Origin of the sequence: Alcaligenes aquatilis (assembly GCF_003076515.1) — a bacterium.
In the GTDB taxonomy this organism is placed as follows: domain Bacteria; phylum Pseudomonadota; class Gammaproteobacteria; order Burkholderiales; family Burkholderiaceae_B; genus Alcaligenes; species Alcaligenes aquatilis.
Genome location: NZ_CP022390.1, coordinates 2,505,913 through 2,522,313 on the forward strand (window position 1 = coordinate 2,505,913; position 16,401 = coordinate 2,522,313).

Annotated in this window: 14 protein-coding genes; 4 read left to right on the forward strand and 10 right to left on the reverse strand. The window is 57.9% G+C overall.

Features of this window, described 5'->3' with window-relative positions; translation table 11 throughout:
- Positions 1-73: 73 nt before the first annotated feature.
- Positions 74-832 carry an SDR family oxidoreductase gene (locus CA948_RS11440; protein WP_094195712.1) on the reverse strand — a complete coding sequence of 253 codons (759 nt, stop codon included), beginning with the start codon at positions 830-832 and terminating at the stop codon, positions 74-76.
- Positions 833-968: 136 nt separating this feature from the next.
- Positions 969-2,411, reverse strand: coding sequence for an aldehyde dehydrogenase family protein (locus CA948_RS11445; protein ID WP_108728052.1), 1,443 nt, complete (start codon positions 2,409-2,411; stop codon positions 969-971).
- A gap of 75 nt (positions 2,412-2,486) precedes the next feature.
- On the opposite strand from CA948_RS11445, the gene CA948_RS11450 reads away from it, so the two are divergent.
- Entirely contained in the window at positions 2,487-3,332 is an 846-nt protein-coding gene (locus CA948_RS11450; protein ID WP_238988586.1) for an NAD-dependent epimerase/dehydratase family protein, read from the forward strand.
- A gap of 9 nt (positions 3,333-3,341) precedes the next feature.
- The gene (locus tag CA948_RS11455) at positions 3,342-3,731 is read left to right on the forward strand and encodes a type II toxin-antitoxin system HicB family antitoxin (protein WP_108728053.1); all 390 of its coding nucleotides are present in this window, start codon (positions 3,342-3,344) and stop codon (positions 3,729-3,731) included.
- 75 nt (positions 3,732-3,806) lie between these two features.
- On the opposite strand, the gene CA948_RS11460 is transcribed toward CA948_RS11455, so the two are convergent.
- The 3 genes from CA948_RS11460 to tkt all read right to left on the reverse strand — a co-directional run bounded on the left by CA948_RS11460 (position 3,807) and on the right by tkt (position 8,131).
- A complete protein-coding gene (locus CA948_RS11460; RefSeq protein WP_275263375.1) occupies positions 3,807-4,997 on the reverse strand; it encodes a phosphoglycerate kinase in 1,191 nt (396 codons plus the stop codon).
- Between the two features lie 62 nt (positions 4,998-5,059).
- Complete coding sequence (gene gap, locus CA948_RS11465; protein ID WP_108728054.1) at positions 5,060-6,073, reverse strand: type I glyceraldehyde-3-phosphate dehydrogenase; 1,014 nt, start codon at positions 6,071-6,073, stop codon at positions 5,060-5,062.
- A gap of 12 nt (positions 6,074-6,085) precedes the next feature.
- Positions 6,086-8,131 carry a transketolase gene (gene tkt, locus CA948_RS11470; RefSeq protein ID WP_108728055.1) on the reverse strand — a complete coding sequence of 682 codons (2,046 nt, stop codon included), beginning with the start codon at positions 8,129-8,131 and terminating at the stop codon, positions 6,086-6,088.
- A 194-nt stretch (positions 8,132-8,325) separates the two neighbouring features.
- On the opposite strand from tkt, the gene CA948_RS11475 reads away from it, so the two are divergent.
- The gene (locus tag CA948_RS11475; protein ID WP_108728056.1) at positions 8,326-9,054 is read left to right on the forward strand and encodes a 16S rRNA (uracil(1498)-N(3))-methyltransferase; all 729 of its coding nucleotides are present in this window, start codon (positions 8,326-8,328) and stop codon (positions 9,052-9,054) included.
- Positions 9,055-9,064: 10 nt separating this feature from the next.
- Here CA948_RS11475 and CA948_RS11480 read toward each other — a convergent pair whose 3' ends face one another.
- The 4 genes from CA948_RS11480 to CA948_RS11495 form a co-directional block, all read right to left on the reverse strand.
- Entirely contained in the window at positions 9,065-9,532 is a 468-nt protein-coding gene (locus CA948_RS11480; protein ID WP_009455142.1) for a barstar family protein, read from the reverse strand.
- Positions 9,532-10,728 carry a patatin-like phospholipase family protein gene (locus CA948_RS11485; RefSeq protein WP_108728057.1) on the reverse strand — a complete coding sequence of 399 codons (1,197 nt, stop codon included), beginning with the start codon at positions 10,726-10,728 and terminating at the stop codon, positions 9,532-9,534. Before CA948_RS11485 ends, CA948_RS11480 begins: the two co-directional genes overlap by 1 nt.
- Positions 10,729-10,736: 8 nt before the next feature.
- A complete protein-coding gene (locus CA948_RS11490; protein WP_108728058.1) occupies positions 10,737-13,031 on the reverse strand; it encodes an NADP-dependent malic enzyme in 2,295 nt (764 codons plus the stop codon).
- A gap of 217 nt (positions 13,032-13,248) precedes the next feature.
- Complete coding sequence (locus CA948_RS11495; RefSeq protein ID WP_108728059.1) at positions 13,249-14,148, reverse strand: hypothetical protein; 900 nt, start codon at positions 14,146-14,148, stop codon at positions 13,249-13,251.
- 142 nt (positions 14,149-14,290) lie between these two features.
- Here CA948_RS11495 and CA948_RS11500 point away from each other — a divergent pair, with 142 nt between their 5' ends.
- Entirely contained in the window at positions 14,291-15,451 is a 1,161-nt protein-coding gene (locus CA948_RS11500) for a pyridoxal phosphate-dependent aminotransferase (protein ID WP_094195702.1), read from the forward strand.
- 94 nt (positions 15,452-15,545) lie between these two features.
- Here the strand turns inward: CA948_RS11500 and CA948_RS11505 are convergent, their stop codons facing one another.
- A complete protein-coding gene (locus tag CA948_RS11505) occupies positions 15,546-16,385 on the reverse strand; it encodes a lytic transglycosylase domain-containing protein (RefSeq protein WP_094195701.1) in 840 nt (279 codons plus the stop codon).
- Positions 16,386-16,401 lie beyond the last annotated feature (16 nt).

The following is a 16,401-nucleotide window of genomic DNA, read 5'->3' on the forward strand; positions in this document are numbered from 1 at the left end:
CTTGGAAGCGAAATAAATTACAGGCCCTGAACGGGCCTGCCAACCGCAGGATTGTAACGAATCGCAGTGGGGCTTAAATACAACGGCCGCCATCGACCTCGATGCAGGTGCCGGTCACAAACTCGGCCTCGTCCGAGGCCAGATACAGCGCTGCCGCCGCCACGTCCTTGGGTGTGCAAAAACGGCCCAGCGGAATTCCCGCCAAAAAGCGGCTGCGATTTTCCGGCGTATCGGGCATACCCATGAATTGTTCCAGCAATGCCGTGTCACCAATCACCGGATTAATGCAGTTGACCCGAATATTATCCGGGCCCAATTCGGCTGCCATCCCCTTGCTGATCGTCACCACTGCACCTTTGGTGCCGTTGTACCAGACCAATCCGGGGCGCGGACGCAAAGCGGCGGTGGAGGCAATATTGATGAACGACCCCGAACCTTGAGCCCGCAAGTACGGCACAAAGTGTTTGGCACTCCAGTAAATGCTTTTCACATTGACGGCATAGACCAGATCGAACTCGCTTTCGCTGACCTCCAGCAAAGGCTTGTTGCGGTGTGTAGTGCCTGCATTGTTCACCACAATGTGCAGCCCACCGCACTCACGCAAAGCAATATCCAACAGGGCATGCACTTCGTCCCCTTGCGAGACATCACAAGCGGCAAAAATGGCCTGACCACCCGCAGCCTGAATCTGGGCAGCGGCGGCTTTGCCTTGCTCCTCATTCAGGTCGGCAATCAATACACGCGCTCCTTCACGTGCAAAACGTTGCGCGATACCCAGGCCAAAACCCGATGCACCGCCCGTCACGATAGCCACTTTGTCTTGCAATCGCATCTTTGTCTCCTTCTGCTTTCTATATAAAAAATGGCGGCTTTGCGCCGCCATTAATGAAACCTGTTTAGCGTTCAGCTGCCATGCTGCCAGAAAACCCGGCCCACCACAGCCACGCTTACCCTAGATTCCCTCAAGATCAGTTCGCAGCATGACGCAGCGCAACTGTTTTCAAGGACGTCAGCGCATACAGAGCCTCAAACCCTTTTTCGCGTCCTATGCCAGACTGGCCGGTTCCACCAAAAGGCAGCTCTACCCCACCTGCCGCGCCGTAATTATTCACAAAGACCTGCCCGGCCCGAAGTTGTCTGGCCATGCGTACCTGACGGGCTCCGTCGCGGGTCCAGACCCCGGCCACCAGACTGTAAGGCGTACCATTGGCCATGGCGATCGCGTCCTCCTCGGTGCCGAAAGGCTGAGCGACCAGAACCGGACCAAATATTTCCTCCTGCGCCAGGCGATGATCAACTGGCACATGCCCCAATAAAACAGGCACTTGATAAAAACCACCAGCCGGGGCCTTGGAGTCCAGCTTGCCTTTGGCAAGCACCACAATGCCGTCCTGGTCCAGATTTTCCAGATAGGAGCGCACTCGCGCTTGCTGCTGGGCGCTGATCAGCGGACCGCAATCCAGATTGTCGCTTGCCGCCCCGGTCAGCAAGGCTTTAAAGGCCTCGATCAAACGCTCGGTAAAATCACCATAAATAGCGCGCTGAATCAGCACCCGGCTGCCTGCCGAGCACGTTTGCCCTGCGTTCTGCACAATCGCGTTGACCACGACCGGCAAGGCCGCATCCAGATCCGCATCCGAGAACACGATTTGCGGAGACTTGCCGCCCAGCTCCAAGGTGACTGGCACAAAGTTACGCGCCGCTTGCACGGCTACTTGACGGCCCGTGCCGGGAGAACCAGTGAAAGAAATATGATTGATGTCGGGATGTGCGGACAGGGCCTGCCCCGCCTCGCTCCCCAGCCCCGTGCAGATATTGAGCACACCCGCCGGCAAGCCCGCTTCGTGCAACAACTCGGCCACCCGCAGCAAGGACAGGCTGGCATCTTCCGCCGGTTTCACCACGCAGGTGTTGCCTGCCGCCAGGGACGCGGCCACGCTGCGCCCAAAAATTTGCAAGGGGTAATTCCAGGGAATGATATGCGCGGTAACCCCCAAGGGTTCACGCAAGGTAAAGGCCGTCATTTCCCAGCCCAATGGGATGGTTTGACCGTGCAGCTTGTCCACCGCGCCCGCATAGAACTCAAAATAGCGGACAATGGCAGCAGCATCGGACTGGGCCTGGCGTAAAGGCTTGCCGGTATCGCGGGACTCCAGCCGCGCCAATTCCTCGCGGGCATCAGACAGGGTTCGGGCGCAGCGCAGCAGCAATTGGCTGCGCTGGGCGGCAGTAAGATGGCTCCAGGGCCCCTGACTGGCACGTCGGGCGGCCTGTACAGCCCAATCAATATCCACCTCGGACGATTGTGCTAGCCGGGCAAAGATTTCGCCCGTGGAGGGGTCGATAACCGGTAGCAAACCACCGCCCTCCGCGCCAAGCTGCTGTCCGTCAATCCAATTGCGACACTCCATGACCGCCTCCAATGCTATTGTTATCCCAGCCAATCGAGCTTTGCTCGAGATCATTCTACTCAAGGACTTGCCGCTTTGGACTCTCGACAACGTACTTTGCTCTTAGCGGGCGCTGGCGATCTGGGCACCCGCACCGGTATGCTGGCCCGCCATCACGACTGGCCGGTGATCGGTCTGCGCCGTCATCCCCCTTTGGACGATGACAGCGGGATTGAATGGGTGCAGGCTGATTTAAGTGAGCCCTCCTCCCTGCGCCTGAAACACCGCAAAATCAGCCACGTGCTTTACGCTGTCTCCCCCGGCCAGCGTAGTCAGGCTGCTTATGAACAGGTATTTCTGCACGGTCTGGAAAACCTGCTCAACGAACTGGACCTGAAAGCCCTGAAACGCTTCGTCTTTGTTTCATCCACCGCCGTCTACGGGCCAAGCAATGAATGGGTGGACGAGAACTCGCCCACCGAACCGGCACAATTTAACGGGCAAGTGCTGCTGCAGGCCGAGCAGTTGCTGCACCACCGGATTCCAGCCCAGGCTGTCGTCATCCGACCCAGCGGCCTGTACGGGCCAGGACGCACCCAATTACTGGATCGTCTGCGTGAAGGCCGCGCCACCGTGCCAGACGACCCTGAACATTGGGCCAACCGCCTGCATATTGAAGATGCTGCGCGCGCCTGCTGGCACCTGCTACGTGCTCCTGCGCCCTTCCCTTGCTATATAGGCACTGATAGCCGTCCTTACCGGATTACGGAACTGTATGACGGACTGGCTGATTTGCTGAAAGTACCGCATCCCGAACGGCGTCAGTCCAATGAAGGTGGCAAACGCCTGAGCAACCAGCGACTGCTGGACAGCGGCTTTCAGTTGGACTGGCCCGATGCCATGCAAGGGTATGCGCAGTTGATTAAAGATGGGGCGGCGTAAGCGCAACTCATGCTCTATCCCATCCACGTACACAAAGAAGAACATAGCGCCTATGGCGCATCCTTTCCGGACTTTCCAGGTTGTTTTGCAGCGGCTGACGAATTACAGGATCTACCTAAGGCGGCTCAAGAAGCCGTTGAGGCCCATTTCTTCGGCGACAGCTCATCCATTCCTGCTCCGACCACACCTGAAAGCTGGTCTTGGCACGATGACTATAAAGACGGATTTTGGATGATGATTGATATTGACCTATCCAAAGTCAACAACAAAGCCATTCGCTTGCATATCAGTCTGCCGGAGTCCTTAGTCCACCGCATTGATGCTGTCGCAAAAGCCCAGCATCTATCCCGCTCTGCATTCCTGGCAAAGACTGCTGAACGCGAAATGGCCAATGCCTGAACCATAAAAGCTATGCACACAAAAAAGCCAGTCAACTTGCGTTGACTGGCTTTTTCTTATGCAGCCAAAACTGACTTAAGCCTTGTCTTCCAACGCAGCCACAGCAGGCAAACGCTTGCCTTCCAGGAATTCCAGGAATGCACCGCCGCCGGTGGAGATGTAGTCCACATCCTCACCAATATTGAACTGGGCAATCGCGGCCAGGGTGTCACCACCGCCAGCAATCGAGAAGGCCTTGGAGTCTGCAATCGCGCGTGACAGGGTTTCGGTGCCTTGTGCGAAGGCCGGGAACTCGAACACGCCCAGAGGGCCATTCCAGACCACGGTGCCAGCCTTGGCAATGATGTCAGCGATCTGCTGAGCCGTTTGTGGGCCCACGTCCAGAATCATGTCATCGTCCTGGACTTGATCAGCAGCCTTGATTTCAGCCGCTGCATCAGCAGCAAAGGACTTGGCGCACACCACATCCACAGGGATAGGCACTTCCGCACCACGCTCTTTCATGATGCGGATCACTTCGCGGGCTTCTTCCAACTGGCTGTCTTCCACCAGGGATTTGCCCACGGACAGGCCGCTGGCCATCATGAAGGTATTGGCAATGCCGCCACCGACCACCAGTTGGTCAACCTTTTCGGCCAAAGCGCGCAGGATGGACAGTTTGGTGGATACCTTGGCACCACCCACAATCGCGACCAGAGGACGTGCAGGCTGATTCAGGGCACGGCCCAAGGCTTTCAACTCGGCTTCCAGCAAGGGACCGGCACAAGCTACAGGAGCAAAGCGGGCGATCCCTTCGGTAGTCGCTTCAGCACGGTGAGCCGTACCAAAGGCGTCGTTTACGTAAACGTCACACAAGGCTGCCATTTTGCGAGCCAACTCGGGATCGTTCTTCTTTTCCCCCACGTTGCAGCGGCAGTTCTCCAGCAAGACCACCTGACCGGGCGACACTTGGACGCCATCGAGCCAATTGCGACGCAGCTCAACGGGCATGCCCAACAACTCGGATAAACGTTGCACCACGGGTTCCAGCGAATCCACAGGCTGGCACTCGCCTTCTTTAGGGCGACCCAGGTGAGACGTGACCATCACCGCAGCGCCGGCATCCAGCGCCATGCGAATGGCAGGTACCGAGGCACGCACGCGCGTGTCTTCGGTAATACGTCCGTCTTGCAGAGGGACATTCAGATCAGAGCGGATAAATACCCGCTTGCCTCGCAGCGCGTCCGTTTCGGCCAGCGCAGACAAGGTCTTGATGCTTGTAGACATGGTTTTTTGTTCTGGGAATTAACGTGACAGGGGCGGGAAATCCCGCCCCTGCTATTCAGATCTTACTTGGCCGACATCAGTGCGATGGTGCTGTCGAGCATACGAATGGAGAAAGCCCATTCATTGTCGTACCAGGCCGCCACTTTGACCATATTGCCGCCGGTAACTTTGGTCAGCAGGGAATCAACCGTGCTAGAAGCGGTGGTGTGGTTAAAGTCGATGGACACCAGAGGTTCGGTGCAGTAGTCCAGAATGCCCTTCATGGCGCCTTCCGAAGCTGCCTTCAGAATGCCGTTCACTTCTTCAACGCTGGTGTTGCGGCTGGCCACGAAAGTCAGGTCAACCATGGACACGTTGATGGTAGGAACGCGCACAGCGTAACCGTCCAGCTTGCCATTGAGTTCTGGCAACACCAGACCCACAGCCGCAGCCGCGCCGGTCTTGGTAGGAATCATGCTGCTGGTGGCCGAACGGGCACGGCGCATGTCCTTGTGACGCACGTCGGTCAGGACCTGGTCATTGGTGTACGCGTGGATGGTGGTCATCAGACCGCTGACCACGCCCAGTTCCTTATGCAAAGGAGCAACCAGGGGAGCCAGGCAGTTGGTGGTGCACGATGCGTTGGAGATAACGGTGTCGGTGCTTTTCAGAATGTCGTGGTTCACGCCGTACACGATGGTGCCATCCACATCCTTGCCACCGGGGGCCGAGATGATGACTTTCTTGGCACCGGCTTGAATGTGCTCACTGGCTTTTTCCTTGGTGGTGAACGCACCGGTACATTCCAGCACCACGTCCACACCCAGTTCAGCCCAAGGCAGGGTCAGCGCATCGCGCTGGCTCAGCAGGCGGATACGGTCACCGTTGACCACCAGGTAGTCGCCATCCAGCGACACATCGGCGTTGAAACGGCCATGCACGGAGTCATAGCGAGTCAGGTGTTCATTGATCTCGGCACCGCCCGAGGCGTTGATGGCCACGATCTCGATATCGTGTTTTTTGCCGTACTCGTAGTGGGCACGCAAGATCATGCGGCCGATACGACCATAACCATTGATTGCGACGCGAATCGTCATGTCAGACTCCAATTACAAAATTTCTTGAACGGCCGCAGCGACCTTCTCTGCTGTCAGACCAAAATGCTTGAACAGGACGCCAGCCGGGGCGGATTCACCGTAGGTATCAATACCCACTACGGCGCCTTCCAGACCCACGTACTTGAACCACAGACCGGTGGTCCCGGCTTCAACTGCAACGCGCGGGATACCGGGGGTCAGGACCTGATCGCGCCACTGCTTGTCTTGAGCATCGAACAGGTTGGTACAAGGCATGGACACCACGCGGGTCGCAATCCCTTGCTGAGCCAACTGTTCCTGGGCTTGCAGCGCCAAACCGACTTCCGAGCCGGTTGCCATGATAATGGCGCGCGCATCTTGCGCGTCACGCAGCACGTAGCCACCACGACGGATGTTCTGGATGGTTTGCGCATCGCGTTCGACGAAGGGCAGATTCTGGCGCGACAAGAGCAAGGCGCTAGGACCGCCGCTCTGTACGTCCATGCCGATGCTGGTAGGACGCTCGACCGAACATGCCCAGGCCACGGCAGTTTCCGTGGTATCACAAGGACGCCAGACGTGCAGGTTGGGGATCAGGCGCAGGCTGTTGGCGTGTTCAATGGACTGGTGTGTAGGACCGTCTTCGCCCAGACCGATGGAGTCGTGGGTAAAGACGTGCACAACACGCTGCTTCATCAAGGCAGCCATACGAATGGCGTTACGCGAGTAATCGGAGAAAGTCAGGAAGGTGCCGCCAAAAGGCAGGTAGCCACCATGCAGGGCGAGACCATTCATGATGGCGGCCATGCCGAATTCACGCACACCGTAGTTGATGTGGCGACCAAAATGCAGACCATCAGCGTGAGCGCGAACCGCTTCGGCCCCTTTCCAGTCGGTGAAGTTCGAGCCGGTCAGGTCAGCCGAGCCGCCCAGCATTTCTGGCAGCACATTGACCAAGGCGCTGATGGCCAATTGCGAGGCTTTACGCGATGCAATGGTTTCGGCCTTCTGAGCGGTTTCTTCAATAAAGGCCTGGACTTTGGCGCTGTAGTCAGCAGGCAGTTCGCCTTTCAAACGACGGGCCAGTTCGGCGGCCAGTTCAGGATAAGCCTGGCTGTAGGCGTCAAAACGCTTTTGCCATTCGGCTTGCTGAGCACCACCCTTTTCGCGGCAATCCCAGCCTTGGTAGACTTCCTGAGGAATTTCAAACGGACCGTGGTTCCAGTCCAGTGCAGCACGGGTGGCAGCGATTTCATCAGCGCCCAGTGGAGCACCGTGGACTTTCTCGGAACCGGCGGCATTAGGAGCGCCCTTGCCGATCACGGTACGGCAGCAAATCAGGGTAGGACCCGTGCCCTCTTTCGCGTTGCGGCGAGCCTGTTCAATCGCGCTATTGATCGAAGTGGCATCGTGGCCATCAACCGCGCGAATCACGTTCCAGCCGTAGCTTTCAAAGCGGGCGGGAGTGTCATCACCAAACCAGTTCTCGACCTTACCGTCGATGGAGATGCCGTTGTCGTCGTACATCACGACCAGCTTGGAGAGCTTCCAGGTACCGGCCAAGGAGCAAGCCTCGTGCGAGATACCTTCCATCAAACAGCCGTCGCCAGCGAAAACCCAGGTCAGGTGGTCGACCACATCGTGGCCTTCGCGGTTGAACTCGCGCGCCAGCAAGGCTTCAGCCAGTGCAAAACCGACCGCGTTACCCAAACCCTGGCCCAAAGGACCCGTGGTGGTTTCCACGCCAGCGGTAATACCCACTTCAGGGTGGCCCGGAGTGCGCGAATGCATCTGACGGAAGTTGCGCAGCTCGTCCATGGGCAGGTCGTAGCCGCTAAGGTGCAACAAAGCGTAGATCAGCATGGAACCGTGGCCGTTTGACAACACAAAACGGTCACGATCAAACCAGGCAGGGTCGGCAGGGTTGTGTTTCAGGTGCCGGGACCAGAGAACCTGGGCGATATCGGCCATGCCCATGGGCGCACCGGGGTGGCCCGAATTAGCTTGTTGCACGGCATCCATAGACAAGGCACGGACGGCATTGGCTAGGGTTTTATCAGAGGCTGACGCAATATCCATTAGAAGCTCATTGGGGCGGCGGCGCGACAATTCCGGCAAGCGGACGGCTCACGACCCTGATTAGTTTATAAAACGCGCTATTTTAGCATTGCTGGCGCTAAATCGCCCCCACTAGAGCTGGGGCCTTGTGCTTTCTCCCCCAAGCCCGGGTACGGTATGCTTGTGCGGTTTTTTATGCTTGATGGTGTCTTGATATGGCAGCTCCCCGCTTCTACCACCCCTTGGGCCTGACGGCCCAGACCGAGATCGCCCTGCCCGAGGCACTGGCGCATCATGCCATCCGGGTGCTGCGTTTAAAGGACGGCCAGGACATCGTCCTGTTTGACGGACTCGGGACTCAATACCCCGCCACCTTGCGCATTGATGGCAAAAAAGGTTTCGCCGCCCTGGGCGCTGCCCAAACACCGGTCCGCGAGCTGGCCGGTCGCATTACCGTCCTGCAAGGCATTGCCTCCAGCGATAAGATGGACTGGATTATCGAAAAAGCCGTGGAAATGGGCGTCAGCCGCCTTGTGCCGATTCGCGCGCAACGCAGCGTACTGCAACTGAATGCGGAGCGGCAGGCCAAACGCATGGGCCATTGGCAAAGAGTGATCGAGTCGGCCAGCGAGCAATGTGGTCGCAACCGCTTGATGGAACTGTCTGCGCCGCTGACATTGGCCGAGTACTTTCGCGAGGCTGAAACTGGCCTGCATCTGTTTTGTGATCCCGATGCGCCCCTGCAACTGGCGCAGGCCATTGGACCGCAAGATCAGGCCATGACGATATTGATTGGCCCCGAAGGCGGTTGGTCGCCCGAAGAGCAAAAGGTGGCACTGGGTGCCCAGGCTCGGGCGATTCGTTTCGGGCATCGCGTGCTGCGAACCGAAACTGCCGCCTTGGCGCTGACAGCAGCGATCAGCGCCTTGCAAGGCTGGGAATAAAACCGATAACTTATTCCTCGTCCTGGCTGGAGTAGGAAGCAGGCGTCTCGCCCGGTTCGGGGTCAGGGTGCTTGCCAGCGTGTAGAACGACACAAACAAAACGGCGCTCGTTGTTCGAGGCCCAGGCATGTACATCTTCACACACGCCCAAAATAGCCTGAGCGTCTTTTTCCAATGCGGGATCACCACTGTGCAGATTGTCCAGCCACAGGGCCAGGCCTGCTTTCTGGTCCAGCACGGTGTCACACAGGCAATCGTAGAGCGCATCCAGATTGCCACCAAAAAACTCAGGGTAATCGACAGCCTTGGCGACTGCTCGCAGCACAGCGGAACGATTGCGCGCACGATCGCAACTTACTTCCAGGGCGGTAAGCCCCTGGTCCTGTGCCTGCTCCAGAAAATCAGCAGCCGTCAGGCCCGTTGCGTCGAGCACGCCGCCTTGTTGCAAAGCCTCTTGCAAAGTCAGGGATTGGCTCATCAGGACGCTTCCTTAAAAAACGCTAATACTTCTTCACGACGACTCATGGTATCGGTCTTTCCTAATTCGATCAGCTCTTGGGTATAGCCGGACTCGAATAACAAATATGAGATTAATGCACCGCCTGTGGTCGGACCGGACTTTGAAGATACACCAAGTACTCGAAATAGGGTACGTGCAGCAGTTGGCATCTGATGAATATGCCGAGTGGCAATTTCATCCAGCGAGCGGCTGGGAGTGATGGCAAACGTGCTGACAGGACGCAGCGATTGGCTTTGTAATACATTTGCAGGCATATAGGCAAGCAATGTATTGATGCGTTCCATACGCTCAATATCCGTTGACACACTATCGAGGAATATGTTGGATAAGGCATAGCCACTGATCTGCGCCAAAGAGGGATAGGGCGGATCCTTGCACTCTTGCTCATGGTAGGTGTTGTCCGCGTATCCCGTCCCTACAATCAGGACCTTACGCGCCCCCAGATGAATCGCCGGGCTGATAGGGGCCAACTGACGCATCGTCCCGTCCCCACACCACTGGGTTTGCTTGCCTACCCGCAAGGACTGGGCCGGAAACATGAAGGGAATCGCACTGGAAGCCATCAGGTGATCCACCCCGATCACACCTGGGATGGCTCGGCGCAGATTACGCGTCCAAGGGCGAATACGCTCGTCACATTGATAAAAAGTCAGGTGCTCACCCGTGGTGTAGGCAGCCGCCGTAATCGCCAACGCCCCCAGGTGCTGTTGAGCCAGATTGCGCTGCAAACGGTCAAAGTCCAGATTGTCTTCCAGCAAGTTGCGCAGCGGCGAATTGTCCAGCATGGAGTGCGGCACATGGTCACGCAGACGCGGGGCCAGCCAGCCCAAAGCCAGCGTGGCCACCCAGTGCGCACTGGTGGCCAGCAACTGCAACGGGTCGGCATGAAAAATATCGTTAGTGTGCAACGACCCCCACAGCTGTTGTATATGATCGACAGCCTCGTGCGGCTTGTCAGCGCGACACGCTAATCCGGCAGCATTGATGGAACCGGCCGACGAGCCACAAATAATATCGAAAGGGTTACGAAACTGAGGGTTGCGGTCCGGGTCCAGAAGCTCCAGCAAACCAGCCAGCACCCCGGCCTGATACGCGCCGCGCGCCCCGCCCCCATTCAAGATCAATGCCACGGAAGCGGGAGAGCGCTGGATCATGACAGGTATCAGCCTTCAGAAGCAACGTTGGCATCGACCACCGTGACCGCCGTCATATTGACGATACGGCGCACCGAGGAGGTGGACGTCATGATGTGAACCGGTGCCCGTGCCCCCAACAGGAAGGGACCGATCGCCACGTTGCCACCGGCCGCCGTCTTGAGCAGGTTGTAGGCAATATTGCCCGCTTCCACGTTGGGGCAGACCAGCAAGTTCGCCTCGCCAGTCAGGGCCGAGGTGGGCAGGATTTGATGGCGGGCCTTTTCATCCAGCGCGCAATCGCCGTGCATTTCCCCGTCCACCTCCAAACTGGGATCGAGCTTGCGCACGCGCTCCAGCGCACCACGCATGGTGACCGCCGCAGGCGAATCATTGGTCCCGAAGTTCGAGCTGGACAGCAACGCCACCTTGGGTTCGATATTGAACTGGCGCATCTTGCGAGCCGCCGCCAAGGTGATCTCGGCCACCTGATCCGAATCGGGATCGTGGTTGATATGCGTATCGGTCAGGGCCACGCTGCGCTCACTGAGCAGCAGAATATTCATGGCGGCATAGGTTTTGACGCCGGGGGCTTTGCCAATTACCTGATCCACCAACTCCAAATGGTTTTCGTAACGCCCCACCGTGCCGCAAATCATGCCATCGGCATCGCCCAGGTGCAGCATCATGGCGCCGATCAAAGTCGGACGACGACGCATTTCAACACGTGCCATCTCTTTGCTGATGCCACGACGCGACATGATTTCCCAATAGCTGGTCCAGTAACGGTGAAAACGATCATCCTGCTCGGGGTTGGTCACTTCCACATCAATGCCTAGACGCAGGCGCAGGCCGTAGCGCTCAATACGTTGCTGCAGGACAGCGGGACGGCCCACCAGAATGGGGCTAGCCAGCCCTTCGTCCACAATAATCTGTACGGCACGCAACACGCGCTCGTCCTCGCCTTCGCTGAACACCACACGCGACTTGGCGCCGTCTTGCACCAGGCCACGGGCCAGCGAGTAAATCGGCTTCATGAACGAGCCGGACTTGTAGACGAACTGACGCAACTGATAGATGTAGCTGTTCAGATCCGCAATCGGACGGGTCGCCACGCCCTCTTCCATGGCCGCTTTGGCAACCGCAGGAGCGATACGCACAATCAGGCGCGAATCAAAAGGGCGGGGAATAAAGAAGGACGGACCGAAAGACACTTCTTCCAGGCCATAAGCGGCAGCAACGCCTTCATCCTGCTCTTCACGTGCCAACTGACAAATGGCCAGCACAGCGGCTTTTTCCATGCCGCGCGTAATCGTGGTGGCGCCCACGTCCAGTGCGCCACGGAAGATATAAGGGAAGCACAGCACATTATTGACCTGGTTCGGATAATCCGAACGGCCAGTTGCCATAACCACATCATCACGCACGGCGTGAGCATCTTCAGGCAAGATCTCGGGGTTCGGATTGGCCAAGGCCAGGATCAAGGGCCGGGGAGCCATTTTCTTCAGCATCTCGGGCTTGAGCACGCCACCGGCGGACAAGCCCAGAAACACATCGACCCCATCAATCACGTCACTCAAAGTACGGGCGTCGGTCTGTTTGGCAAAGCGGGCCAGCTCGGGCACCGGATTACCGGGACGGCCTTCGTACAACACGCCATCAATATCCGTCACCCAGATATTTTCCAGCGGCACCCCCATATCAATCATCAGGTCCAAACAAGCCAGCGCGGCAGCACCTGCACCCGAGGTCACTACTTTGACCTGCTTAAGGTCTTTTTCCACCACGCTCAGGCCATTCAGAAAGGCGGCTGTCACGCAAATCGCGGTGCCATGCTGGTCGTCGTGAAAAACAGGAATGCTCATGCGCTGGCGCAGCTTGCGCTCTACCTCGAAACACTCGGGCGCTTTGATGTCTTCCAGATTGATGCCGCCAAAGGTCGGCTCCAGGCCTGCAATAATATCGACCAGCTTGTCGGGGTCGGTTTCATTGATCTCGATATCAAACACATCCAGACCGGCAAAGCTCTTGAACAGCACGGCCTTGCCTTCCATAACCGGTTTTGCAGCCAGAGGGCCAATATTGCCCAGGCCCAGCACCGCAGTGCCATTGGAAATCACTCCAACCAGATTACCCCGACCGGTATAGCGAAAGGCATTTTGCGGGTCGTTGACGATTTCCTCGCAAGCAGCCGCAACCCCGGGCGAATACGCCAGCGCCAGATCCCGCTGGTTAGAGAGTTGCTTGGTCGGCGTGACCGATAACTTTCCGGGCCTGCCCTGCTCATGATATTCCAGAGCTGCTTTCCGAAAATTGGCGTCCATGCTGTATACCTACCAAAAAATCCATTTAAAACGGACCGGGATCGCCAGAAAGCGGCCATTGCCTGTCAGCGTAAATTCAAACCAGCGCGTGGCTTGATACGCTAAATGCTGTTCTTGTCTCCGAAACCCCGATCGCCTTGCCTGGCCCTCAAGGCCAAAGCAAGGACCATTCTAGCCCTTGAGTTACAAGCTGGGTCAAGCGCAGGCCAGGACAAACTTACAGCGTCTGGCCTGGGTAAGAAAACCGGTCAGTAGGATCAAACAACGCCTTGATACGGCTATCCACATCCTGAGCCTGCCAGGATTGCTCCTGATTCGGCCAGGACCAGTTTTGCGGGTCCGAGCCGCTTAACACAGCCTCATCCAGCACCAGCCATTCCACCCAGGCCAAATCACCGCCGTGGCCTAGCATTAAATGAGCCAGATTGATGCCCTCGCCTTCAACCGGTTCCAGCGCGTCCAGCCTATAGCGGCAAGGCCATTGCTCTTGTCGCAGGGCCTGGGTGTCCGACTCGCCCATCAACTGGAACAAGGCAGGAATCAATTGCTGCATGCGCAGGCTATCAAGGGGATTGCGATTGTCCTGTCCAAAAGGGCCCAGGGCCGCTTGCGTGTTGTCCGCCAGAATGACTGAACAATGCAACACACCTGACAAGGCCGTGCGACCACTGGGCCAATCATGCTGACGCCGGTCGGCCAACCAGGCAGCGACGGTCATGCCTGCCGGGGCATTGGCCAGACCTTGAAAACCTTTGGCTTCCATCTCGCCCAGCAGACAGCCGGGCTGAACAAACCAGCGATTGGAGTTCGGTTCCAGACGGTCACAGCGGGCCATCTGTCGGCCTGGGGCCAGGACTATCATGGGGTCATCGGTTTCACTGGCCTGCGGCACGCCTTCCAGACACACCGTCACGCCGTACTCGGCCGCCAGCGTCAACACCATATGCACGTCCGCACTGGAAGCGGGCTCCAGACGAGCCTGCTCGTGATGCGCTTCAGTGCCAAGTTCGGACCACTGGCCCTGCACTCGGGCTTTCAGGCGCGAACAAAATGTCTGCCAAGCCGTCTGGGGAGGACGACGCCCCATCAAAAATGCACGCCGCGACGAAGAAACCATAGACTTTTCCTGCAACAAACCTAAACTTGAGTCTCACTGGCCCGCCGGTTTGCACCCCTACTGGGCACACGCACACGCCACAGCCACCTGACGCCCTTTTGAGCAAGGTCCTACAATACACTTTTTACCCGAGATTTGCCGCATGTCCCGCCTCGCCCGTCGTACCGAGCACGTTCTTCCCTTTCACGCTGTTGAACTCTTCAAACAGGCCAATGCCTTAAAGGCCACTGGCCGCGACATCATCAGCCTGGGCATAGGCGAGCCGGACTTTACCGCCCCGCAAGCCGTGGTCGATGCACTGCATCAGGCCAGCAATCAAGGTTTAGGCCAATACACCGCCCCTGCCGGTCTGACCGCTCTACGTGAACGCATCGCCCTGTATTACGAGCAGCAGTTCCAGGCCCGTGTCGACCCCTCGCGTATTGTGGTCACGGCGGGCGCATCGGGTGCCCTGTCTCTGGCTACGCTGGCCCTGATCAATCCCGGTGACGAAGTACTGATGCCCGATCCGTCCTACCCAGCCAACCAGAACTTCATCATGGCCGCTGGCGGCACAGCCCGCCTGATTCCCGCATCGGCAGACGAACGCTTTCAGCTAAGCGCCCAGCATATTCGTGAACACTGGGGTCCCAAGACCCGTGGCGTTCTGATTGCTTCGCCCAACAATCCCACTGGCGCGACGATTTCCCGCCCTGCCCTGCAAGAACTGATCAAGGAAGTGCGCGCCCGTGACGGCTTCATCATCATGGACGAGATTTATCTGGGTCTGTTTTATGAAGAAGCCCCCCTGAGCGCCCTGACCTTGGATCAGGACATTATTGTGATCAATAGCTTTTCCAAGTACTTCCACATGACGGGCTGGCGTCTGGGCTGGTTGATTCTGCCCACCTGGATGACCGAAGCCTGCGAGCGCATGGCCGCCAGTCTGGCAATCTGCGCCCCCTCCCTGGCCCAACATGCCGCCCTGGCCTGCTTCGAGCCGGAAACCATGGCCATTTATGAAGAGCGTCGTCTGGCCTTTAAACAGCGCCGTGATTACCTGCTGCCCGAGCTGGAGCGTCTGGGTCTGCGCGTGCCCGTACGCCCGGATGGCGCTTTCTATATTTATACGGATATTCGCGAATACAGCCAGGACAGCGATGCCTTCTCGCAGCAACTGCTGCACGAGGCGGGTGTGGCGGCGGTGCCGGGCCGGGACTTTGGTACGGCTCATGCGCCTTATACCTTGCGTCTGTCCTACGCAACCGGCATGGATCGCCTGCAAGAAGCGATCAGCCGTCTGGGGCAGTTTCTGGGCCGCTAAGCCCAGCCTCTTTTCCGTCTGTCGGGCGATCAAGCCCGATTCCATAAAAGTATTTCGGGCCGCAAGGCCCGATTTCTTTTTCTATCCAGACTGCTTAGCGTGCCCGAATCGGAATACCCGAGGCCAAGGCAATACGACGGCGTTCAGCCAGTACCTTCGCGCCATAACCACCATCGCTAGGACCGGTGGCTCCCACATAACAGGCCAACCCCCCCTCCAAAGACCCACGGCGACGGATGCAGTCCGACAGAATCTGCCCGCCCACCCGAATATTCGCTTCCGGGCTAAGCACAGCCAGCGTGCCTTCCATATAGATATCGAACTTCTCTTTATGGACTTTGGTCATCACCTGCATCAGGCCCTGCGCACCCACATGGCTTTCTGCATAGGGGTTGTAGCGCGACTCAATGGCAATCACCGCCAGAATCAGTTGCGGGTCCAGGTTCTTTTCCTTGCCCACAATAAAAGCGGTGTGAATCAAAGCACCCGCCACCGAATAGGCAATCTTGTACTTGCGCGCCAGGTAACTGCGCAAAGCCTGCTGCTGAGCCGCCGTGACGCCGGCAATGGGCTGCCCGGTGACCGACGCACGCAGATTCTTCATGAAGCCCTGATAGGTAGAGACCGCTTGCTGCTGCTCCGCCTGACTCAAGTCTTCGCCTCCTTCCGACAGGTTGGGCTGAGTTTTATCCGCAGGCCAGACTGCCTGGCTGTACGCATCGTATTTCAGCGCCTCGGGGCGCAGGGTTTGCACGAGACCGGTGTAAAGCTGGTTAAACTGAGCGCGCATCGATGGCACAACCACACAAGCTGCGATCGTGACCAGTACGGCAATGCCCAGGTACATGGCACATACGTGCACAAACTCGCCGATGCGATACGTCAGGGTGCGGGCCGAGCGACTAAGTACATAGTCCATATCTTGGAAGCCCATGGGATCATCCTTAGTA